The sequence below is a fragment of the endosymbiont 'TC1' of Trimyema compressum genome (assembly GCF_001584725.1).
Lineage (GTDB): Bacteria > Bacillota > TC1 > TC1 > TC1 > TC1.
Window position 1 is genome coordinate 1,136,292 of sequence record NZ_CP014606.1, and the last position, 21,910, is coordinate 1,158,201.

At 32.7% G+C, this 21,910-nt stretch carries 28 protein-coding genes, 3 tRNA genes, 8 pseudogenes and 1 riboswitch; of the genes and pseudogenes, 3 read left to right on the plus strand and 36 right to left on the minus strand.

Annotated features, from left to right (window positions below; translation table 11 throughout):
• The first annotated feature begins 72 nt into the window (after positions 1–72).
• Positions 73–1,222 (plus strand): annotated as a pseudogene (locus AZF37_RS07090) (IS3 family transposase).
• Here AZF37_RS07090 and AZF37_RS07095 read toward each other — a convergent pair.
• Together AZF37_RS07095 and AZF37_RS07100 are read right to left on the minus strand one after the other, a co-directional pair.
• On the minus strand, positions 1,212–1,628 hold the full coding sequence (locus AZF37_RS07095) for an InlB B-repeat-containing protein (RefSeq protein ID WP_088370181.1): 417 nt from the start codon (positions 1,626–1,628) through the stop codon (positions 1,212–1,214). The pseudogene AZF37_RS07090 and the gene AZF37_RS07095 overlap by 11 nt on opposite strands.
• A gap of 62 nt (positions 1,629–1,690) precedes the next feature.
• Positions 1,691–2,142, minus strand: a pseudogene (locus tag AZF37_RS07100) (AraC family transcriptional regulator).
• A 587-nt stretch (positions 2,143–2,729) separates the two neighbouring features.
• Here AZF37_RS07100 and AZF37_RS13400 point away from each other — a divergent pair.
• Positions 2,730–3,047, plus strand: coding sequence for a tyrosine-type recombinase/integrase (locus AZF37_RS13400; protein WP_162473974.1), 318 nt, complete (start codon positions 2,730–2,732; stop codon positions 3,045–3,047).
• A gap of 67 nt (positions 3,048–3,114) precedes the next feature.
• On the opposite strand, the gene AZF37_RS07110 is transcribed toward AZF37_RS13400, so the two are convergent.
• From AZF37_RS07110 to AZF37_RS07120, 3 genes are all read right to left on the minus strand, one after another.
• Positions 3,115–3,204, minus strand: a tRNA-Leu gene (locus AZF37_RS07110).
• Between the two features lie 8 nt (positions 3,205–3,212).
• Positions 3,213–3,287 (minus strand) — tRNA-Gly (locus tag AZF37_RS07115).
• Between the two features lie 23 nt (positions 3,288–3,310).
• Positions 3,311–3,386: transfer RNA gene (locus tag AZF37_RS07120), tRNA-Val, on the minus strand.
• A gap of 400 nt (positions 3,387–3,786) precedes the next feature.
• Between AZF37_RS07120 and AZF37_RS11810 the strand changes: the two are divergent.
• Positions 3,787–4,080, plus strand: a pseudogene (locus AZF37_RS11810) (TspO/MBR family protein).
• Here the strand turns inward: AZF37_RS11810 and AZF37_RS07130 are convergent.
• The 31 genes and pseudogenes from AZF37_RS07130 to AZF37_RS07255 form a co-directional block, all read right to left on the minus strand.
• A pseudogene (locus AZF37_RS07130) lies at positions 4,077–4,319 on the minus strand (precorrin-8X methylmutase); the annotation flags it as partial. The pseudogenes AZF37_RS11810 and AZF37_RS07130 sit on opposite strands and share 4 nt — an antisense overlap.
• A gap of 505 nt (positions 4,320–4,824) precedes the next feature.
• Positions 4,825–5,343 carry a bifunctional cobalt-precorrin-7 (C(5))-methyltransferase CbiE/decarboxylating cobalt-precorrin-6B (C(15))-methyltransferase CbiT gene (locus tag AZF37_RS07135; RefSeq protein ID WP_162473975.1) on the minus strand — a complete coding sequence of 173 codons (519 nt, stop codon included), beginning with the start codon at positions 5,341–5,343 and terminating at the stop codon, positions 4,825–4,827.
• A gap of 32 nt (positions 5,344–5,375) precedes the next feature.
• Positions 5,376–5,618, minus strand: a complete 243-nt coding sequence (locus tag AZF37_RS07140; RefSeq protein WP_088370185.1) for an SAM-dependent methyltransferase — start codon at positions 5,616–5,618, stop codon at positions 5,376–5,378.
• An 8-nt stretch (positions 5,619–5,626) separates the two neighbouring features.
• Positions 5,627–5,899: a sirohydrochlorin chelatase gene (locus tag AZF37_RS07145; RefSeq protein WP_342668638.1), complete on the minus strand. Its 273-nt coding sequence runs from the start codon at positions 5,897–5,899 to the stop codon at positions 5,627–5,629.
• A 90-nt stretch (positions 5,900–5,989) separates the two neighbouring features.
• A pseudogene (hemL, locus tag AZF37_RS07150) lies at positions 5,990–7,309 on the minus strand (glutamate-1-semialdehyde 2,1-aminomutase).
• The gene (locus AZF37_RS12420; protein ID WP_281178849.1) at positions 7,309–7,812 is read right to left on the minus strand and encodes a hypothetical protein; all 504 of its coding nucleotides are present in this window, start codon (positions 7,810–7,812) and stop codon (positions 7,309–7,311) included. Before AZF37_RS12420 ends, hemL begins: the two are co-directional and overlap by 1 nt.
• Positions 7,778–8,153 (minus strand): annotated as a pseudogene (locus AZF37_RS12430) (hypothetical protein). Before AZF37_RS12430 ends, AZF37_RS12420 begins: the two are co-directional and overlap by 35 nt.
• A complete protein-coding gene (locus AZF37_RS07160; RefSeq protein WP_088370186.1) occupies positions 8,105–8,518 on the minus strand; it encodes an energy-coupling factor ABC transporter ATP-binding protein in 414 nt (137 codons plus the stop codon). The pseudogene AZF37_RS12430 and the gene AZF37_RS07160 overlap by 49 nt, the downstream one beginning before the upstream one ends.
• Positions 8,496–8,627, minus strand: a complete 132-nt coding sequence (locus AZF37_RS12435; RefSeq protein ID WP_281178852.1) for a hypothetical protein — start codon at positions 8,625–8,627, stop codon at positions 8,496–8,498. Before AZF37_RS12435 ends, AZF37_RS07160 begins: the two co-directional genes overlap by 23 nt.
• 23 nt (positions 8,628–8,650) lie before the next feature.
• Complete coding sequence (locus tag AZF37_RS13405) at positions 8,651–8,830, minus strand: CbiQ family ECF transporter T component (protein ID WP_088370187.1); 180 nt, start codon at positions 8,828–8,830, stop codon at positions 8,651–8,653.
• Positions 8,830–9,306 (minus strand): CbiQ family ECF transporter T component, encoded by a 477-nt coding sequence (locus AZF37_RS07170; RefSeq protein WP_245612092.1) that lies wholly within the window; start codon positions 9,304–9,306, stop codon positions 8,830–8,832. The genes AZF37_RS13405 and AZF37_RS07170 overlap by 1 nt, the downstream gene beginning before the upstream one ends.
• Positions 9,307–9,311: 5 nt before the next feature.
• The gene (locus AZF37_RS07175) at positions 9,312–9,605 is read right to left on the minus strand and encodes an energy-coupling factor ABC transporter substrate-binding protein (protein WP_088370189.1); all 294 of its coding nucleotides are present in this window, start codon (positions 9,603–9,605) and stop codon (positions 9,312–9,314) included.
• 4 nt (positions 9,606–9,609) lie between these two features.
• Positions 9,610–10,333, minus strand: a pseudogene (locus tag AZF37_RS07180) (energy-coupling factor ABC transporter permease).
• Positions 10,334–10,506: 173 nt separating this feature from the next.
• Positions 10,507–10,673: riboswitch (cobalamin riboswitch) on the minus strand.
• Positions 10,674–10,749: 76 nt separating this feature from the next.
• Entirely contained in the window at positions 10,750–12,084 is a 1,335-nt protein-coding gene (gene glmM, locus AZF37_RS07185; RefSeq protein ID WP_088370190.1) for a phosphoglucosamine mutase, read from the minus strand.
• A gap of 190 nt (positions 12,085–12,274) precedes the next feature.
• A complete protein-coding gene (locus tag AZF37_RS07190; protein ID WP_088370191.1) occupies positions 12,275–12,679 on the minus strand; it encodes a hypothetical protein in 405 nt (134 codons plus the stop codon).
• 444 nt (positions 12,680–13,123) lie between these two features.
• Positions 13,124–14,164, minus strand: a complete 1,041-nt coding sequence (locus AZF37_RS07195; RefSeq protein ID WP_172793094.1) for a LacI family DNA-binding transcriptional regulator — start codon at positions 14,162–14,164, stop codon at positions 13,124–13,126.
• Positions 14,165–14,238: 74 nt separating this feature from the next.
• Entirely contained in the window at positions 14,239–14,541 is a 303-nt protein-coding gene (locus tag AZF37_RS07200; protein ID WP_342668713.1) for an FtsX-like permease family protein, read from the minus strand.
• Between the two features lie 9 nt (positions 14,542–14,550).
• Positions 14,551–14,733 carry a hypothetical protein gene (locus tag AZF37_RS07205; protein ID WP_088370194.1) on the minus strand — a complete coding sequence of 61 codons (183 nt, stop codon included), beginning with the start codon at positions 14,731–14,733 and terminating at the stop codon, positions 14,551–14,553.
• A gap of 87 nt (positions 14,734–14,820) precedes the next feature.
• On the minus strand, positions 14,821–15,390 hold the full coding sequence (locus AZF37_RS07210; RefSeq protein ID WP_088370195.1) for a hypothetical protein: 570 nt from the start codon (positions 15,388–15,390) through the stop codon (positions 14,821–14,823).
• A gap of 47 nt (positions 15,391–15,437) precedes the next feature.
• A complete protein-coding gene (locus tag AZF37_RS07215; protein ID WP_172793095.1) occupies positions 15,438–16,562 on the minus strand; it encodes an ABC transporter permease in 1,125 nt (374 codons plus the stop codon).
• A gap of 127 nt (positions 16,563–16,689) precedes the next feature.
• The gene (locus AZF37_RS11815) at positions 16,690–16,878 is read right to left on the minus strand and encodes a hypothetical protein (RefSeq protein ID WP_245611933.1); all 189 of its coding nucleotides are present in this window, start codon (positions 16,876–16,878) and stop codon (positions 16,690–16,692) included.
• A gap of 8 nt (positions 16,879–16,886) precedes the next feature.
• Positions 16,887–17,159, minus strand: a complete 273-nt coding sequence (locus tag AZF37_RS11820; protein ID WP_245611934.1) for an ATP-binding cassette domain-containing protein — start codon at positions 17,157–17,159, stop codon at positions 16,887–16,889.
• 120 nt (positions 17,160–17,279) lie between these two features.
• On the minus strand, positions 17,280–17,837 hold the full coding sequence (locus AZF37_RS07225) for an ABC transporter permease (protein WP_088370197.1): 558 nt from the start codon (positions 17,835–17,837) through the stop codon (positions 17,280–17,282).
• Between the two features lie 50 nt (positions 17,838–17,887).
• On the minus strand, positions 17,888–18,448 hold the full coding sequence (locus AZF37_RS07230; protein WP_162473976.1) for a DNA binding protein: 561 nt from the start codon (positions 18,446–18,448) through the stop codon (positions 17,888–17,890).
• Positions 18,430–18,765 carry an FtsX-like permease family protein gene (locus AZF37_RS07235; RefSeq protein ID WP_088370199.1) on the minus strand — a complete coding sequence of 112 codons (336 nt, stop codon included), beginning with the start codon at positions 18,763–18,765 and terminating at the stop codon, positions 18,430–18,432. Before AZF37_RS07235 ends, AZF37_RS07230 begins: the two co-directional genes overlap by 19 nt.
• A 7-nt stretch (positions 18,766–18,772) precedes the next feature.
• Positions 18,773–19,144, minus strand: a complete 372-nt coding sequence (locus AZF37_RS07240) for a hypothetical protein (RefSeq protein WP_162473977.1) — start codon at positions 19,142–19,144, stop codon at positions 18,773–18,775.
• Entirely contained in the window at positions 19,125–19,265 is a 141-nt protein-coding gene (locus tag AZF37_RS10615; protein ID WP_162473978.1) for a hypothetical protein, read from the minus strand. Before AZF37_RS10615 ends, AZF37_RS07240 begins: the two co-directional genes overlap by 20 nt.
• Positions 19,266–19,277: 12 nt before the next feature.
• On the minus strand, positions 19,278–19,436 hold the full coding sequence (locus AZF37_RS10620) for a hypothetical protein (protein WP_162473979.1): 159 nt from the start codon (positions 19,434–19,436) through the stop codon (positions 19,278–19,280).
• A 375-nt stretch (positions 19,437–19,811) separates the two neighbouring features.
• Complete coding sequence (locus AZF37_RS07245; RefSeq protein WP_162473980.1) at positions 19,812–20,639, minus strand: efflux RND transporter periplasmic adaptor subunit; 828 nt, start codon at positions 20,637–20,639, stop codon at positions 19,812–19,814.
• A 16-nt stretch (positions 20,640–20,655) separates the two neighbouring features.
• Entirely contained in the window at positions 20,656–21,318 is a 663-nt protein-coding gene (locus AZF37_RS07250; RefSeq protein ID WP_088370202.1) for an ABC transporter permease, read from the minus strand.
• A gap of 7 nt (positions 21,319–21,325) precedes the next feature.
• Positions 21,326–21,910, minus strand: a pseudogene (locus AZF37_RS07255) (ABC transporter permease); the annotation flags it as partial.

Sequence of the window (21,910 nt, forward strand, 5' to 3'; positions counted from 1 at the left end):
TATACTAAAAAAGTAGACAGGAAAAAGTGAAACATGTTTTAAATAAGTAGACACATAAGAAAGGATAAAATTATGAATAATTACAAGAAATACGATGAAGAATTTAAAAAAAGTATTGTTAATTTACACCAAAACGGTAAAACTCAATCCCAACTTTCTAAAGAATATGGTGTCTCCATGTCTGCTTTACACAAGTGGATTAAACTTTATTCTCAGGTTAGAATTGATGATGATACTATTCTAACCGCTAAGCAGATTAAGGATCTTCAAAAGCGTAATGCTCGACTCTAGGAGGAAAATATCATTTTAAAAAAAGCAATTGCCATATTCACGCCTCACTCAGACAAAGATTAATGGCTGTTCATACCCTTCGTTTTCAGCACGCTATCTCTTTTCTTTGTCATGTCCTTAAAGTGAACCGCAGCTCCTATTACAAATACTTTTCGGAAAAACTTTCTCCTAGAACTATTGAGAATTAAAAACTCCGTCAGCTTATTCTCGGAGATTTGTCATCTTACTAAGAGACGTATTGGCCCATCTAAGATTAAGGCTCTTCTTTCCTATGACTATGGCATCAACATCAGTATTGGTAGAGCGAGCCGCCTGATGACTGACATGAATCTTCCTAAAATGCCTACTATCAAACTTCGGTTTATTCATCCGAGGTCTATTCCCAATTTTGATTGCCCTAACTACCTAAATCAAAATTTTAATGTTCCTCAGCCCAATCAAGTCTGGGCTAGTGACATTACCTATATTAATTTAAATGCCTCTTTTGCTTATCTCTGTGTTATTATGGATTTATTTTCTCGTAAAATTATTGCTTGGAAGCTCTCTCTTAAAATTGATACTTCTCTTGTTAAGGATACTTTTATCAAAGCCTTTTATTCTCAAAAACCTTCTACTTCTCTTATTTTTCATTCTGACAGAGGTTCCTAATATACTTCTTTTATCTTTAGAAAGCTCCTTGATTCTTTTGGTATCATTCAATCTTTTTCTAAGCTTTCTCATCCTTGGGACAATGCTGTCGTTGAGTCCTTTTTAAATATATGAAAAAAGAAGAAATTCTTCGTAGGTCTTTTTCTTCCTTTGCTCAAATTAAGCTTTCCTGCTTTGAACACATTGAGGGCTTCTACAACCCCCTATACGTCCCCACTCTGCTAATAACATTCTTTCTCCTAATTCCAAAGAAGACTATTTTTTCACTTCTATTAAAACTTAATTTCACTTTTTCTATCTACTCTATTGACATTCTTCCAAGCTAATGTATATGTTATGTCAATTTTTTCCCATACCGCATACAAAGTAACATCACTTGTTCCCATTGTAAATAGTGCTTCATCAGTATACTCTATATTTCCATCTTCTTGTGTTGACCAACCTATAAAAGTATTTTCATCACTTAAAAATTCATTTTTTGGTAAATTTTGACTTTCTCTTTCAATAAGGGTAATAAGGTTCATTATTCCTTGTCCTGATGTTCCATTAAAGCTTACTGTATGCTTATTTTGTTGCCATTGGGCATATAAGGTTGTATCATAACCTAGCATTGTTGTTTTATTAAAATCCCACTGTAATCCACACTGCCATCTGCTTCTGTATTCCATCCACAAGATTCTGTAAACCATATGCCACCAAGAAGAATTTAAAAGGCATCTGAAACTTCTATACTTGAATTAACCTCAAAAACTCATTTTATAGCTATATATAAATAGCAACGTGCTAATCCATCTTTAGTATATTCAGCAGGTACAGTACTTTCATAATCCACTGAAAACGCTCTTTTAATAGTACCTTCTTTCTGTTCATTCCAAACTATGCTCCATGCTTTTTTAGCAGCTGCAACCATGTCATTATCAGAGACATCATATTTCTTATACTCCCCTGTACTTACCGCCTGTTCTAACCCATGAAAAAAATCTGATTTTACAGCCATAATACTAAAGTCATAAGAGCCTTTTTCATTGCTTTCATAATTACTATATTTTGAAACAGGAGATATGCCTTGCAAAAATTGCTGTGCACCGTCGAATAGTATGGGTAATTTTCCGCTTGAAATATCTCTCCAGATTTCGTCTATTTGTTTTATTCCAATCGTAGTATTATTTGTGCGAATTGTAATTGATTTAGTTTATATGCCATTTTTTCTTCTCCTATTATTTCCCTAAATTTACTATTATCTTTTCCCTTGCTTTTCCCATAACAAAACCTCCATTATCTTTTTATATTTTAATCAACTTTGGAGGTTTACGCAGTCTTTTCTGCGCTGCTGATTATAATAGGCTTTATAAAAAATGGACTACCGGTGTGGCGTACCCGGCTTCTCTTATTGCAGACATACTGACACGTGGATGCGAGCCACTCGTGTATCAACTTTGCCCCTTTTATTACTTGCATTATACCATTATTCATGGGCTTTATACAGTATTTTCCTATTCAATCGATTAAAAAGCCAAAAAAGCTACAACATCTGTAGAAATAATTTCTTTAGAAGATTTCAAGAAGATAATTGATTGTGAAAAAGAATTAAAATACAAATTGATTTATAGAACAATGCTAGCTTCTAGAATAAGACCCCAGGAAGTTTGTGCTTTGATGAAAAAATCAATCGACTTAAAGAAGTCGACTCTCAAAATACATCAGGCAATTAAAAGGCCTAAATCTGGTACAAAAATTGAATGCACAAAGAGTTTCAATAGTAAAAGAGATATAAACTACCTATTGAACTTTTGCATAAGCTGAGTGCATTTAGCAAGACCTCAAACAGCGTCTACATATTTTCTAATGATAAAGGTTCTTTTCTTGATTTAGAGGAAGTTTCACGCAGGTTTGCAAGGACGTGTAAAATATTAAACATAAAAGTTACTCTTAAATCACTAAGACACACCCATGCCACTTTGCTATCGACTTCGAATGAGGTGCCTTTAAAAGCAATTCAATTGAGATTAGGACATGGAAGTGCTACTTTCACTACAGATACATATATTCAAAAAGAGGATACCCTTGAGAGCAAAGTCGCCAATATCAACTTTATCAAATCAATTTAATTACCGTCAGTTTTACCGTCAGACAAATAAAAAGATTCCCAGCAAATCGCTAGAAACCTTATTTAAATGGTGCCTAAGGCCGGAATCGAACCGGCACGGAGTTTTGACCTCCGCAGGATTTTAAGTCCTGTGTGTCTACCTATTCCACCACTCAGGCAGGAATAATGGAGCGAAAGACGGGATTCGAACCCGCGACCCTCTCCTTGGCAAGGAGATGCTCTACCACTGAGCCACTTCCGCAGACTTATATAAATATACACATATGGTGGGCGATGACGGGATCGAACCGCCGACATCTTGCTTGTAAGGCAAGCGCTCTCCCGGCTGAGCTAATCGCCCCTCCCCTATCGTGCAATAGTAATTGTATAAAAAATAGAGGCACTTGTCAACCATAATTTGATAACTTTTTTGAATAAAAAGCTTTATTATTGAAATAAGTGAATACTTATTTTAATAGTTAACTGGAAAAAAGTTTGCATGATTAATATATTGTTCTCCCATCCCTATATATGATATTATATATACTAGAAAGGATGTGAGACTATAAAAATGCTTAAAGATAAAACATTTTGGTTTTCCACATTAGGAATACTCATTTTAGGAATGCTATCTGGAATTTTCGCTGTCAATGCTAGAGCATATTATGAGGAAGGGAACAACCAACACCCCCCAATCTTCCTAGCTTTTAGCGCCTCCTGGATGGCTTTTTGGCCCTGTATGGGTTGTCCTATACATACTCATGGGTGTTGGCTCTTTATAAAATCTTGAAACATACAGTAAAAAGCAGAAGAAAATTATGTTCACACTATTTATTGTTCAATTTATTTTAAACTTCTTCTGGTCTACATTTTTCTTTTCAGGAAAAATGATGCTATTATCTGTAATTGATATTACAGTATTATGAATTTTACTCTTAATTCTTCAACTCTATTTTATGAAAAATTTAAGAGTTGCCATGTGGCTAACGGGACCCTATTTTCTATGGGTGGCATTTGCTAGCATTTTAAACTATTCAGTTTTCTTTCTCAATTAATTACGAGGATAGGCAGTGTATAAAAGGGCATTAACAATGGCAGCAGCAACGTTTCCGCCTCCCTTTCTGCCTCTTGCAACAATAACAGGTACATCAGCTTCAATAATCAATTCTTTAGATTCCACAACATTGACAAAGCCAACAGAAGCCCCCCACAATTAAAGCAGGGTTAATTTTTTTGCCCTAATAAGTTCATAAAGAGACAAAAGGGCAGCAGGCGCATTGCCCACAACAATAATGGGAGCTTTGTCCTTCTCTAAAATAATCCCTGCATCTTCTAATTCTTTATCAATAATTCTAAAGCTCTCTTCTTCTATGGCCATAGGCTTAACAATTTCAATTTTATCCATTTTCAGACCTTCTTTCCTGTTATTATATAAACTGGATTCTCGCTCATCATTAAATGATAACGCCCTTTTTTGTTTCCCTTGTTGACCAAAACTTGAACAACTTCCACTTCCAAGCCCAATGTCTCCAGAGTAGTGGCACCTTCATTTAAAGTTTCTAATGTTATAGCATTAATGCAAATACTTACTCGAGGATTTTTCTCAATAGCAATTTTTACAATATTATTTAAAGTATTACCGCTTCCCCCAATAAAAACTTTATCAGGAACAGGAAAACCCTTAGTTACTTCCGTAGCCTCCCCTTCAAAAACTTCTAAATTATAAATCCCTAAATTCTTTTTGTTCTCAAAACTTAAATCATAGGCCAGCTTATTTTTCTACACCGTAAACCATACCATCATAAGCTTTTTGCCATTTCAATAGCCATTGACCCAGTACCTGTACCAATATCCCAAATAATATCCTTTGGCTTAATTTGTAATTTTCCTAACGTAATTAGACGAATATTTTCTTTAGTTATAGCCACAGAATCTCTTTTAAAATCTTCATCATTAAAATTAATATCCTTATTAACATATTGGGGATTTTCAATTAAAAGAACCGTTAAATCTGAAAAAATAAATTTTGACAAATCTTCTGCTGTTCCTGCAATAATTCTTTCATCTTCTAAAGATAAATTCTCACCAATTGTAACCATAACCTGTCCCAATCCAGCTTCAACTAATGATTGACAAATAGTATGTCCTTTGTGCTGTCCCCTTTTTAGAATAAAAGTACATGGTGAATAACTTACAGCGCCTAAAATACTCTTATCTCTTCCATGTAAGCTCACTATTTTAATTGTTTCATAACTTAAGTTAGTCTTACTCATTAAATACTGAAGGCAATTAATACCCACAACCTTCTCTACAATCATTACTTTAGAAAATTCTTTTTCAAGTCTTTTAGCTAAACTAAAAAACCTGTATCGCCTGAAAGTAAAACCCCAATATTTTCTTCAGGGGTCGCTTTTATTAAATCTACTAAATCACCTACTGAAACTATTTGGATATTGTTATTTAACTCACTTAAATTTTCTTTTAAACGGGGAGTTCCATAAAGACAATTACATTCTTTAATTAAATGTTTTGCTTTAACTGTCAAATAATCTGGATTCCCCATGCCACAGCCAATTAAATATAGTTTTTTCATTTCATAACCTACATTACTTCCTTGACTCTATCTGTTAAAATATCTGCTAATCGTGAATCTTCACCAAGTGTATTACTCATAAAAACCTGCACACCTTCATGGTTTTTTAGATATTCCCCAATAGCTTGGGGAATATCTTCTCTAATGTGAATCCCCTTAAATAAGAAATAGGGAACAACAGCTATTTCTGTAGCCCCTTTAGTAACTAAAGCATCTAATCCAGCTTCTAAATTCGAATCTGAAAACTCCATAAATGCAGTTTCAATCATAGCCTCTGGCAAATTTTTTTACACCTTCCGCTATAGTCAGTAAAGTATTATCTGTATCTTTGGCTCTACTGCCATGAGCAATAATTAAAATGCCCTTCATAATTAAATTTCCTCCTTAATCTTTTCAAGAAACATTTCAATAACACCTATTGTATGTTCAATATCTTTTTCGCTATGACTATTATTAATAAAAATAGCTTCAAATGGCGACGGCGCAATATTAATTTTATAATCTAATAAAAATTTAAATAAATTTTTAAAAAGTACACTGTCACTTTTTCTACATAACTGTAATCACTTACTTCATTAAGTGGTTCTTTCAATAAAAATAAACCTACTAAAGAACCCACCTGATTAACACAGATATTCATCTGATATCTTTCCCCTAGGCTTTTCAGCCCATTGCCTAACAATGTTCCTGACAGATTTAAATTATCATAAATATGGGGATTTTCATTTAAAATATGCAGTTGCGCTAAGCCTGCAGTCATAGCAATAGGATTCCCCGAAAGAGTCCCTGCTTGATAAACGGAACCCAATGGCGCAATCCCCTTCATAATTTTCCTTTGAAGCACCGTAGGCACCAACAGGCATCCCGCCACCAATAATTTTTCCTAAAACCACTATATCTGCAACTACATTGTAATAGGATTGAGCCCCTCCTTTTCCTAAACGAAAGCCAGTAATAACTTCATCAAAAATAAGCAATGCACCTTACTTATTGCAAATAGACCTAAGATTTTCTAAAGAACCTACTTTAGGCAATACGACTCCCATGTTAGCGGCAACAGGCTCCACTATAATAGCTGCAATATCGTTTCTATACTCTTCAAATAGGGCTCTTGCACTGTCAAAATCATTGTAGGTGCAATCCCCCCTCAAATGTATCCTTTGTAACAGCTTCTGGTACCCCAGAACTACTTGGTATACCTCCTGTTAAAAGACCTGAGCCTGCTTTTACAAGCATACTATCACAATGGCCATGATAACACAGCCTTTAAATTTAATTATTTTCTTTTTACCAGTATACCCTCTAGCTAGTCTTAAACTTGACATAACCGCTTCAGTACCACTATTTACCATGCGAACCATTTCTATATTGGGCACCATTTCAATAATTAATTAATTCAGACATTTCAACTTCAAGAGCTGTAGGAGCTCCAAAAGATAGTCCTTTTTTTAGTTGCAGACTAACAGCTTCCTAAACAATTTTATTACGATGACCTAAAATCATGGGACCCCAACTTAAAACATAATCTAGATACTTTTCTCCATTAGCATCATAAATATAAGCCCCTTAGGCTTTTTCAATAAAAGTGGTTCTCTATCCATATTGGTAAAAGCTCTGACAGGACTATTAAAGCCACCTGGCATGACTTTCTGGCTTTCTATAAACAGTGCTTTATTTCTATTGTTAAGCATTATCCAATATCTCCTTTTCTCACGGCTTCAGTCAACTCCTTACTATAATAAGAAATTAAAATATCAGCACCACTACGAAAAATATTCGTTGCTGTTTCACGCATTAAGCTATATTCATCTACTAACCCTGCTGCAGCCCCAGCTTTTATTAAAGCATATTCTCCACTTACACTATAAGCAGCCACTGGAACATTTGTATTATTTTTTACTTCTCGTATAACATCTAAATAGGAAAGAGCAGGCTTAACCATAACCATATCTGCACCTTCCTCTATATCCATTTGAACCTCCTTTAAAGCTTCCCGACTGTTGTGGTAATCCATTTGATAAGTTTTTCTATTACCAAAGGAAGGCATAGACTTAGCAGCCTCTCTAAAAGGACAATAAAAACCTGAATTGTATTTTGCAGTATAAGCTAAAATTGGCAACTCTTTAAAACCATGTTTATCTAAGTCAGCTCGGAGTACTTTAATACGACCATCCATCATATCCGAATGGCGCAACTATATCCGCTCCCGCTTGAGCATGAGAAAGAGCTACTCTAGATAACACCTCTAAAGTAGCATCATTATCAACATTTTGATTTTTGGATAATACCACAATGACCATGATCTGTATATTCACACAAGCAAACATCTGAAATTAAATTAACTGAATCTCCATAAAACCCTTTTATTGTTCTTAAAGTATTTTGAATTATGCCATCTTCTTTATATGCCTCTGTTCCTATGCTGTCTTTTTTTAGGGGAATTCCAAATAACATAAATGATGAAACCCCAACCTTTAGGCTTTCATCTATAATTTTTCCAACAGTATCATAGCTGTAGTAAAATTGATTCTCCAATGAAGGTATCGGGCCATTTTTACTTCCTCTTCATCTAGTCCTAAATTCATAGCTCCAAAAGAAATATCTTTCCTCACACTGGCTGAAAAAAGTTGATCATCGGGATCCTGAAAAACAATACCTATGTTTCTTCTCAAATCTTTAATGGCTTTTTTACTGTAGTTCATAGGCAGTCCATTTAGAAAAACCTCTCCAGAGTCAGGTCTTAAAATACCATTAAGATTAAGAAATAAAGTTGATTTCCCAGCCCCATTACTACCTAATAAGCAAGTAATCTCTCCTTCATTTACTTTAATATTTACATTATCTAAGGCTTTTTCTTCACCATATGTATAATTTAAGTCATGCGCTTCTAAAACCACCATAATAATATTCCTTCTCTACTAAGCCAACGCTAATGATTATAATAACCCAGAAAATATAATAAATATAAGACTGACCACTACTTTCATATTCACCTACTAATAAAACCATATTACCTGTATAGCCTCTAGACTCTAGAGCATTAAAATCCTATCTGAGCGCTTAAATCCTCTTAGAAATAACATACTCCCTAAAGTACCTAAAGATTTTATACTATTTCTAAAAGTGTTATAGCCCATTCTTGAAGCTTGAGCCACATAAATTTTTTGGGATTCACTATAAACAATAAAAATAAAACGATATATTAATTCCATTAAAATTCCATTAACTCAATAACAATAGAAGAAATTCTCCATTTTTTTAATACGAATAAGATATCTTTTAACGGAGTCGTCAATGCTAAAAAATATATAGCACTTAAAGCAGCTAAAGATTTTAAGATTAAATTTAAACCAGATAACAAAGAATCTACTGTGAAACCATATACATTACCACCAATAACACCACCTACTAAATAAGGTGAACCAAAAGGAATTTGAGTAAACATAATGGTTAATGTACCAATCAGCAAAAAAGTCATTGGAATGAGGAAAAGAGGGAAATAAATTTTCCCCTTCATCCCACCTTTAAATAAGGTTATGTAAATCATAGTCGCCAAGGTTAGAAGGCTAACTATGAAAGAAGAAAACCCAATAGCTAATACTAAGAATACAAGACAAATACAAACCTTCAACTGAGGGTTAACTCTTAACATTTTAGATTCATAGGCGTATTTATCTATTCCTAACATTTTAATCACTCAACATCCTTTTCTTTTTTATGTCGACCCACCATATTGCCAATTATATAGCCAATTACACCAGCGCCAATTGCTGCCTGTAAGGCAAATAATAGAGATTCTATTTCTCCACTAGCAGGTTCAATAATTGGCTCAAACCAAACTTCATAATCTGGATTGACTTCAATTATAGCTTCTTCAGCTAAACCATCAGCTCCTTCAAAAGCACTATTATTTAAAACTAATAAAGGCACTAAACATATTAAAATTGTTGTCAAAATTAGCAAAGTATTTTTTAACCATAATTTCATTTTTCTACTCCTGCACTAAGCCTAATGCTTTTAATTCTTTATTGCTATATTTTGCCAATAAATTAAAAATCACTACTGTTAAAAGGCCTTCACAAACTGCAATAGGTATTTGCGTTAAAGCAAAAATCCCCATAAATTTTCCTAATGAAAATAAAAAACCAGCTGTTGGATCTGGAAAAGCTAGCGCCAATTGCAATGACGTTACTACATAAGTAGCCAAATCACCAGCAAAAGCAGCGAAGAATACACCTATACCTATAAACCCGCCACCGAGCTTCCTCACAAGCTTATAGACACCGTAAGCAACAAATGGTCCTACTATAGCCATGGAAAAAACATTAGCACCTAAAGTTGTCAAACCACCATGAACTAATAAAAAGGCTTGAAATAAAAGGACAATAGTGCCTAAAATAGACATAGCTGATGGTCCAAATATGACAGATCCTACACCTACTCCTGTTGGATGAGAGCAACTACCTGTAACTGAAGGAAGCTTTAATGCTGATAAAACAAACATAAATGCTCCTGATATTGCCAATAATGTAATATTCTTCCTGTTTTCTTGCAAAGAACGCTTAATAGAAAAATCCTGCTACAATAAATGGAATACATAAGGCAAACCAACTAATACACCATACAGGTGAAAGATAGCCTTCCATAATATGCATTGCTGACACATTACTCCCTGGTAAAAATAAAAATAATGCTAGGGTAATTGATAAAAATATACAAATTCTTTCTGATAGTGTTTTTTCATTTTATCCTCCTTAAATTAGCTAAATAAAAAACCTCTTTTCAAATGAAAAGAGGTTTTTGCTTAAGTGACATTGTGTAAATTGTATACTTTATACCCTTAAAAAATTACACTTCACTGCAACAATACCTCCTTCCTAAATATTATTTTATTGCATAATCTTCAGTATGTCTTCTGGCTTACATATCATCTTTCATCTACCTTCCCATTCCAAATAGAACAGTGGTTTTATTAGACTTCATCAATGCTTACAGCAGCGGAGGCTGAAACGGGTTCACACCGTTTTCCCTTAAACTGAAAATTTTACTATTCAATTTTTATTTAATCTCATTATAGTTTATCTAACTATCTATTACAATAGATGTAAAAATATTTGTAATATGTTCTAAACTATTGAATTATTTTTGCTAAATCTTTTACAATACTCTCTATTTCTTCTAAGTTTTCACCTTCGGCCATAATGCGAATGAGAGATTCTGTACCAGATGGTCTTACTAAAATACGACTCCTATTCTCAAGTGTTTTACCAGCTTCCTCTATTGCTTTTTTAAAGGCTACATTATTTAAGGCTTCCTCTTTATTAGCTACTTTAACATTTCTCAGTGTTTGAGGATAGATTTTCATTTGGTCCGCCAATGTTGATAGTTTTTGCTTTTTCTCTTTCATGACTTTCATTAACATTAAAGCAGTTAATAAGCCATCACCAGTTGTATTGTATTCTTTAAAAATAATATGGCCGGATTGTTCGCCGCCAAGGATTGCATCTCTTTTAACCATTTCCTCTAGTACATAGCGATCCCCAACGCCTGTGGCTGAGTAATCAATATCTCTTTCTTCACAAAACTTACGCAATCCTAAATTACTCATAACTGTACCAACAAGGAGATTATTTTTAAGTTCGCCTTTTTCCTTTAAGTAGCCAGCGCAAATTGCCATAATTTGATCTCCGTCTACTACTCTACCTAGCTCATCAACAGCAAGCATTCGATCAGCATCACCATCATGGGCAATTCCAATATCCGCTTTACATTGAATAACACGATCTCTTAAGTTTTCCATATGGGTAGAGCCACAGTCCTCATTAATATTTATGCCATTAGGTTCATCAGAAATAGAAATGAGAGAAGCAGGTTCTAATGATCTTAAAATATTAGGCATTACATTTGATGCAGCTCCATTAGCATTGTCTACAACTATATTCAGTCCCTCTAAAGTATCATTGAATATTTTTTTTAAATAAGCTTCGTAAATACCTTTGCCTTTATGTAAATAAATAAGATGACCTACATCTTTACCAGTTGGTCTTGGCATAATATCTTCTTCATCATTTAATAAATAAGATTCAATTTCTGCTTCAATTTCATCTGATAACTTAAATCCATATTGATTAAAAAATTTAATTCCATTATCCTGCATCGGATTATGACTGGCAGAAATCACAGCACCTGCTTGAGCTTTCAAATGTCGTGTTAAATAAGCAATTCCTGGTGTTGGTAATACACCTAGATGATAAACACTTACACCACGAGAACAAATTCCTGCTGCCAAAGCTGACTCTAACATGTCACCAGAAATACGAGTGTCTTTTCCAATTGTAATTACAGGATCTTCATAATCACTTGCTAATACGTGTGCAACTGCACGACCAAGTTTAAAAGCCATTTCAGGTGTTAAATCTTTATTGGCAATCCCTCTAATTCCATCTGTTCCAAAAAATTTTCCCATTCATATCACTCCTTTATTTTTAAAAGTTACTATGCGTAATTCTTCATACTTTATCTAAATATATATAAACTATTATACATGAATTCAGCTTCTTTTTCATCTGAAAAATATGGAAAGAATTAATTCTTTCCATATTATATCTTATTCTATTTACATAAATAAGCCCATCATTTTCAAGTGATTATATTTATCAACCCTTGTTAAAAACATTTCCCACTGATTCTAATAGAGAAACAAAAAATTCTGTGCCTACCAGTGTAAAGAAAAATGTAAATGCTTGTATAAAAAAGAACTTTCGCAAATACCTGAATGACTTATCTTGATTATCAACAGACTCCTTAACTCCATTGCCATTTTCCATAGCAACAACAGCTATTTTACAATCAATTAATGCTGAATAGGATAAATACCAACTAATCACAAAAATTATTAACAGCACAATAATTAATAAATAGGGAGAAACAGCATAAGGAGAATTAATTGGCAGTTGTCGCTCTAAAAAGAAAGCTTCTTGGCTTCTCATATAAGTAAAAGCTACATTAGAAAATATAACAAGAACCATAATCAATGGTGTTTTCTTAATAATCTTTAGCATTCATTCTATAGACCTCCTAACTGTATGGCTATTCCACGTAGTAAATAAACCACACTAGAAAGGAAAGCAAATAATAAGAAAATATTCATTACGCGATTACTCCATATATTTTGTTCTACTGAAAAAATCCCAGAATATAATTTAGTTGCCTTATTTAATTGATAGCCCATAAATAGTATTAATATGCCTGCAACAATTGCTATTAATCCAATTAGAAAAAATACGGAGCTAAATACGGCATTGAAAAAAATTTCAATAGTGGATTATTTAAAAAATCCTTCCATACAGCTGGCAATGATTCAACTGGTAAAATATCTGGATTAGTCAAAATATAAAATCCTAATGTTCCAAAACCATAAAGAAGGCTCCCGCCTCCGAATAAAAGCTGAAAAAGCCTAAAAAGCCTATACCTCTGTCCATACTCTGCACCATTCTCCTACAACTTTATTTTCGTTTTCCTTTATTTGTTCCTGTAGTCTCTCTCACAACTAATTCTGCTTTGAGGGTCATTCTCTTAGGTGGTATTTTACTACCTCTCTCAAATTTATCCATAATAGCTTCAGCTGCCAACGCACCTATTTGGTATCCTGGATAATTAATTGTTGTGACCGCTGGATAAATATGCTCTGTTTCTGGGAACCCATCATAGCCTACTATTGACATATTTTCACCAATTGTATAACCTGCTCTAATAGCACTGGATACAGCACCTAACGCAATTAAGTCAGAGCTACAGACTACAGCCGTAAAATCATCGCCTCTTTCCAAAAGCTGATTAAATCCTTCCGCACCACCAGTAATAGTAAAGCTTGTGTTAATAAAATAATTATCCATAACTGGTAATTTTTTCTTTTCCAATGCAAAGCGAAAAGCATCTGTTCTTAACTGAGAATTATAGCTATAGGGAAGTCCTGAAATATGAGCAATTTTACGATGATCTAAAGCATATAAATGATCAACTATTTGATCCATAGCATCATAATCATCAATTTCAAACTTATCAACTGTATTGGTTTTTTCTGCACGTTCAACTATAGCAACAGGCATTCGTCTTGCTAATTGTGAAAAATCTAATAAAGAACCACACTGAGCAACAAAAATTGCCCCTTCTACTAATTTATCCGATAAACTTAAAAAAGTCTTCTTTTCCACTTCTGGATTTTCATTAGAATTAAATAAAATCATATCTATTTTATTTGCATATAATGTTTCAAAAATCCCTCTAATTACTTCCGCCAGTGCAGAGTTAACAATATTAGGTACCACAACCGCAACTTTATATAGCTGCTTTTTCCCTAGGGAACGAGCAGCTGGATTAGGCACATAATTTAATTCTGCAATCACCTCTAATATTCTTTGTTTTTTGTCTTCTTTAACTACTTCCTGGTTGTTTAATACTCTAGAGACTGTCGCAACAGAAACTCCTGCTCGTTTTGCAACTTCTTTAATCGTAGCTTTTCTTCTTTGGCTGTCTTTAATATTCATTTTGCAACCCATCCAATCTTATATTATTCTCTATATTGCAATTTTCAGCAATGTCATTTCCATTTGCAGAATTCCTATTCCTGCTTCAATGCTTCAGATAAAGATATTCTTCTTAAGTTTCTTCTAGAAATGAATAGACAAGCGAAATAAACAATTAGCAGTATAACTAAACCAATAACTACTTGAATCCAAGTAATAGACACAGGAAAAGCAATACTCATTACTTTTGCTAAATAGCTCATCAAACCTTTTAGTAGAAATATACCAGCTACAACTGAAAGGAAGTAGACAACTACTACTATAGGTGTATATATATTTAATAGAATAGATGAAATTTCTTTTTCTTCATATCCTAGAACTTTCATTAAGGAAATAATCCTTTTATTCTATTCAATAACCAAATTAGAAATAATAATCAGTATGGCTACAGCAATCACAGAGCCCACAATTACAAAGACCAACACAACTTGCTGTGTAATATTTATAAAAATAATCATATTCTCTTTTAAATCATCAATGTTAAAAACTGATTTAATTAAGGAGTCTTCATCAGAACTAGGATAATCCAATGTATATTTTCCATTGAAAATATCAGCATCAAATCCGAGGATATCATTAACTCTATCTTTATCATAGTAGATAATAGGACCATTAAATTAAGCATTTATGCCCACAACAGGTATTTCAATAATTTCCGTATTATCATTAACCTCTACTACAAATGATAATGCATCCCCAATTTTAATATCATAGAGCATTTGATACATTTCATTAATGACTAGCCCTTCTTTAAGATAACCATTTAAGGGCTCACCCTTACTATTTTTAAGGACCAACAATTCTCCTTCAGGTAAAATGCCTGTAATAAACTGTTTTTTAGTTTGGGTCTCAATATCAGGAACTTCAATTATTCTTTCTTCACTCCCTCGAGTAAGTAAAACAGGTTTTAAATTGCTTTTAGTAATAGGTTCTTCCCCAGCTTTTAGGATTACCTTATCTTTATTGACCTTTTGGTTATAAGTCACTTCATAATTGAAATTAGAACCTTGAAATGTATCATCTACAGCCTTGGTAAACATTGTAGCAACAATAAAACTAAATGTAATTAAAATACCTACACTGAAAATAGCAACGGCTACAGCAAATAGCTTTCCTATAGAGCGAAATGCTAATGAGTATTTAAATCTACTTTTAAATGGTAAGGGTTTAAGTATTTTATTAATCAATCTGCTAAACCTGTTAACCTTAAGATGATTGCCCTCTGTTAATAGCTCTAAAGGTTTTTATTAATTAATTGTATACAGGATAAATAAGTGAGTAAAACTAGAGCAATTAATGGAATACTTACTACCATAATTACATAGTAAATATTAAGAGGTTCCTTAACAAAAGGTATATTAAAATAACCCCTGTAAAAATTAAGTAAATACGGGTAGAGTAAGTAACCAAAAATTATACCTATAACTGATCCTGTAATTGAAATAATAATTGGATAAACTAAATAACTATTGGCAATTTTAAATGGGCTATATCCTAAAGCTTTTAAAACACCAATTTGTTTTCGTTCGCCATTAATTCGTTTCCGCACTATTAACACAATTATTATAGCTGTAATCAGTAATAGAAAAGTAACAAAAACATTAGAAATAACTTTATCCGCTTTAATCTCTAAATCAACTGAACTTATAGTAATAATTTCACTTCCTAGTGCAATAAATTTAAATGCTTCATCATTTTTCATTTCTTTTAAAACATCTGTTGACGGAATGCCATCAATAAAATGACCTATAAAGAAACTAACTTTATCCCCTTTGAAAGTATTAATGCCCTCTTCTGTTAAGTAGGCTGCCGATTTAGTTTTATAATCATAGAGGGGGCTTTTCATAGAAATAATAGGATATATATAGTTGGGTGCATAAGCTAATCCAACAACAGTATAATTAACACCATTAATCTCAATCTTTGACCCTACTGTTAGATTATTGGCTTCAGCAAATAAATCAGTTAGAGTAATTTCAGTTCCAGTTTCTGGTAAACGGCCATCCATTAAATAGGGAATATTAATATTCTTATTAATTTCAATGCCCTTAATATTAAATGTTTCACCTTCTTTTTTAAAAGCGGTTTCAACTTCTTTTCTTAACTCAAAATTAAAACCATATTCTTTTCCCAATTCAGCTGCTCTTTTCTCACTATATGGCTTTAAATCTATATTATATTTTAAAATCAATTCGCTAAAAGGCATTGAAGTTAATTCAATTGGATTAATCTGATACTGGGTAGCAATCTCCTTAATTTCATCTTCAGTTAAAATTAAATTAGGGTAGAATATTAAATCAGCCACCTGTTGATTTTCTCTATAGGATTCACTTGTATTTCTAATACTATCAGAGTTCATATTGAAACCAACAAAAATAGCAATAGAAAGGCTGAGTAGCAAAACTACGCCTAGTAAAATTGCACTTTCTTTTTGAAAGCATCCCTTAAAACATTTTTAATTAACATTTAACATTCTGTACTCCTAATTATGCCCACTTTATATCTTCTGTATTTAATATTACTTGATTGTTTTCCTCTTTTGCAATCCTACCACTATTCATATGAATAACTTGATTACCTAACGCACTAATTGCTGGATTATGAGTAATAATTAAAATAGTAGTACCGAATTCTTTATTTACATTTTGAAGAATAGAAAGGACTTTTTTACCCATTTCTTCATCTAGAGCTCCTGTAGGCTCATCACAAAAAAGCACTTTAGGTTTTTCGCTAAGGCTCTGGCAATAGAAACTCTCTGTTGTTGTCCGCCACTTAACTGATAAGGAAATTTATTGCGTTCTTCATACATTTCAACTGATTTTAAAATAGCATCAATATCAACTTTTTCTTTTGATAAATTTGAGCCTACTTCAATATTTTCATATACACTAAGATTAAGTAAAAGATGGTAGGATTGAAAAATAAAACCAATAGTATCTCTTCTAAAATGTGTCAACTGATTATCGGAATAATTGGAAAATAGGTTTCTATTTCGCCTACTTTATATACTTTAGTAACATTATGCAATTCAATTAAACTCATAAATTCTATCCTCCTATTCATACTCTTTTAAGGATTAAGATAATGATATCCTATTTAAATGTCTCTTGGGAAAAAATAAGGCTAAACGATAAATCACCAACACCAGTATTAATCCTCCCAGTATTTGCCAAATATTTACTGAAACTGGAAAAGCCATACCTAAAGTCTGTGTTGTATATACAATAAGCCATTGAAATGAATAGTAGCCTAACCAAATAGACAATAAATAAGCAACGATTACAATAGGAGTATACGCATTCATAAGCATAGAAGACATTTCTTTATTTTTGTAGCCTAAAACCTTTAAAAGTGAAATAACTTTTTTATTTTCATCTACAATTAAATTCGAAACAACAAATATTACAATGAAAGCAATTAGAGCTGCAATGAAAATAACGACACCCATCATCTGATTGGCTAACGATAAATAGTTAGCCAAATTAGCGTTTGTAGTTTTTCCAGCAGAGATAAGTACATATGAAGCCTCGCTATCACTAGTAGGTTCCATACTATATTTCCCATTATAAGTGCCTGTACTATACTCCATTATACTATTAATTTTATCTTTATCATAGTATATATTCTGAGACAAATAATTATCGTATACGTTTTCAATAGGTAAAGTTACTTCTTTTTTACAGTTTAATCTAAACTTGTAAGTGAAAATGTCAATAAATCTCCAATTTCCAAACCATATGTAATAGCAAAGTTCTTGGTTATTACAACCCCATTTGTCAGTAGATAATTTAAGGAATTTCCATCAAAATCTTCTAAAACAAGGCGTTGGCTATTAGCTTGCAATCCAAATACTTGACGTTCTGTTGTAGAAGAATTCCCTACCAATGAAGGAATAGGCACATCTTTTCCCTGTCTAGTTATTTTAATAGGATCAGCATTTAAAACAAGAAAAGGTTCATATCCTTGTTGCAAAGGCAATTGATTTTCAGCAATATTGGTTCTATAAATAGTCTCGTAATTATAGTTAGCGCCTTTAATACCCTCATTAATTAAACTATTAACCATAGTAGTACCTACAAAAAATAACATAATTAATAAACCTGCACTGAATACCCCAAAGAAAACCCCTGCTATTCTGCTAATTGAGCGACTTGCTGTATTATACTTAAAACGGCCTTTAAAAGAAAGCTTGTTGGTTATTTTATGAACCCCTTTACTAATCCAACTTATCTCCATACTTTCCACATCATAAAGAAGTCGCAAAGGAGCTTTTTACTCATAGATAAAGCAAAGAAATATGTTACTAAGGCTAATATTAAGGTAATTGCTATAATTAGTCCAAATAAAATTACCATATTTGGCGATTGATTTTTAAAAAGAATATTATAGAACTGAGCATAAATGCTCATCATTGATGGATAGGCTAAGTAACCAATAAGAACACCTAATGATGACCCAATAAATCCAACACTAGCTCCATAGATAATATAACTTTTAGCAATTTTATTGCTAGAATAACCCATAGCTTTTAAAACACCAATCTGCTTTCTTTCTAAATTAATTCTTTTTTTAGTAACTAAAACTAATAAAAAATCCTGTTAGAATTAACACAAAAGTAATAAAAATATAAGCCATGTCACCTGTTGATTGAATTTTTAATGTAGCACCACTGATTCTTAATAGATTATCTCTAAAACTAATATTTGCAAAGAAAAGATCCTCTTCCATTGTTTTTTGAATTTCAGCAGTATTTACATTATTATTAAACAGTCCTAAGTAGTATTTTGATTCTATACCATTGACACGCATTAGCCCATCTGCAGTCATATACGCAACAGTTTGAGTCTTATAGCCATACACTAACTCTGATGGGTTAAAAACAGGATAAAGGTAGTCAGAAATATAAGCAAATCCTACCACATTATACTTCCACACCATCAATACTGTAATGCTCTCCAATTACAATATTATTAAAATTTGCGAATGTTTCTTCAACAGAAATTTCTTGTTCATTTTCTGGTAAACGTCCTTTTTTGTAAGTAAGGCTTACTAATGTGCTCATTAGGAGTTGCTGCTAGCACAACAAAATCTTGGCCATTAACTTTAAAGTCAATTCTTTTTCCTGTCTGGCCTCATAGATAAAACCATATTTTTCACTAATTTTATCAAGGCTAAATCCTTGAGAATTAAGAACAGGCGAAAAAATAAAATCTTCAACTTTTTCTTCATTCAAGTAATTATTTGTAGCATTACCTAAAACAAAAGATGTTGTATTAAATACAACAAATAAAACTACAGATAAAAAAATAAAACAATCAAACTTATAAACTGTGCTTTTCTTTTTAAAATACTCCTCAAAACATTTTTAAACAACATTTAAACACCACCCACTTCAAATAAAAGCAGATTGAAACTAATCAATCTGCTTTTGCTACTCGTTTATCTATTAATGGATTATTAAAAAACCATCACCATTTCATTTGCGTTTTTTCAGCTTTTTCTACAAAAACTTCTTGTCCTCCAACTAATCCCTCAGTAATCTCTACAAAGTCGTTACCAACGGTACCTACAGATACTTCTTTTGTTACTAGTGCGCCAGCTTCATCAACTATATTAACTCACCTTTGCCATTACCCGTTAAGACAATGGAATTCAATGGTAAGCGGAGCACATTCTCTACATTAGCAGCAAAAAGATCAGCTTCGCCCGTCATACCCGTTTTAAAATCAGAGTCTACTTCATCCAAGACAATTTGTACATCATAAGAAGTTTTACCATTTGTACCAACTGTTCCAGTTCCATCTACTTGCTTTACTTTGCCGGTAAAAACTCTATCCGGAAATGCTTTTAGTCTTATATTAGCTGTTTGATTAGAAAATACACTAACAATATCTGTTTCATTAATAGTTGTTCGTAATGTATAAGGTGAATCATCTATTATAAGTATAGCTGGTTTTGTAACATCTGTCACTACTTGTTTGCTTATTACATTAACTTCTTCTACTTTACCATTAATATGAGTTCTTAATGTTACAGATTCCTTCTCTGAGCTATTTTGTTGGATAGGATTACTTGCATTGGTAACATTGCTTTTTGTTCCATCAGTTGTCATATCAATCACTTTCCAACCTTTTTCAATTCTATCTCCCACCCCATAATATACCTTGTCAATTGTAGCGCCATTTTCTGCGGAAATAGATTCCTGTTGAGCAGGTAATAAATTACCTGTCACATTAATTGTTTTTGATACACTTCCAATTTCTACTGGAATCCCATTTTGAGGTTTAACAGGGGCAACAACTTCTGCTTGTTGATTATTTTTTAATAGAACATTTGCTGCTAAGTAACCTACTCCACTAAAAACACCAATAACCACAACGGCAATTAGAATTCTAAACCAAATTTTATTTTTTACTGAACCTTTATCTCTACTCACTGTTTTTCTCCCCTTATTACTCATTTCGAATTGCCTCTAAAGGACTGATTCTAGCAGCTTTATTAGCTGGTAAAAATCCTGCAATCATACCAATAACTGTTGATATAACTAATAAACCAATAATTAATGTTGGATCAAATTTAAATGGAAATGCAATTGGATCTCCTGTACCAGAAATGTTACTCTCTAAAAGACCTCCAAGTACATAAGTGAAAATCTCACCTAGTATTATTCCAATTAAACCACCAGTAAAAACAATAAATCCAGCTTCACATAAGAACATTTGTCTTATTGCAGAAATAGGCGCTCCTAATACCTTCATAACACCAATCTCCTTATTTCTTTCTAAAACCGACATATACACTGTATTCATAATATTAATCGTTGCAACTAATAAAGCAATGGCAGCAATACCACCAAGAATAACCTTGACAGCAGAAAACATCATGTTAAATTGCTCAATAATGCTATTTAAAGAAAAAACCTGATAACCCATAGTTTTAATTTCATTCGAAACCCTATCAACATCTTGTTCATTAGCAACTTTTACATTAACTGAAGCATAAGTTTTTTCACCATCTTTTTCTTGTGTAACCAGTTGGCTATACCAATTGTTTAGTTCTTCAACCCTATCGCTCATCATATAAACTTTAGGTCCTGAGCCAGAACCCATATTCATTACACTATCATTTTTTTAAAACACCAACAACTGTAAAGGTTTGAGCATTTTCTCTTTGTTGATTTTCCCCTTCTTTTGACTTAACACTTTCTTCTTGTGTTAATGTCACCTTTCTTCCAATAAAATCAAAAGAAGAAGGTAACGTTGTTGTATCTTTTCCCGAATCCTCTAGTCGCTCTCCACTTTGAGTAAATTCAAAGGATTTATTAGCTTCTTCACCAATTAAGATTTCATTGTTTCTTTCTGGTAAATGTCCTCTTAACAAATCAAATTCATATTTAGCTTCTTTGTCTCTAAAATAGCCAAGAATACTACTACTAGATTCATAGTAACTAAATCCAAGACGAGCACTGCCAGCTAATTGAATATTTAGCAAAACAGCAACAACTCCAGACAGCTGAGACAAATCTAAATCTTTTTCTTTAACACCATTTTTTGTTAAATCAACCTTATTAATTGCCATAGAAGGCATTACTGTAATACTCTTAATATCTCCCATTTTAGAGAAAGCTTCTTTATTAATATCTTGAAGACCTGTACTCAATGAAATAATTGTTAAAACAGCACCAATACCAATTATTACCCCAAGCGC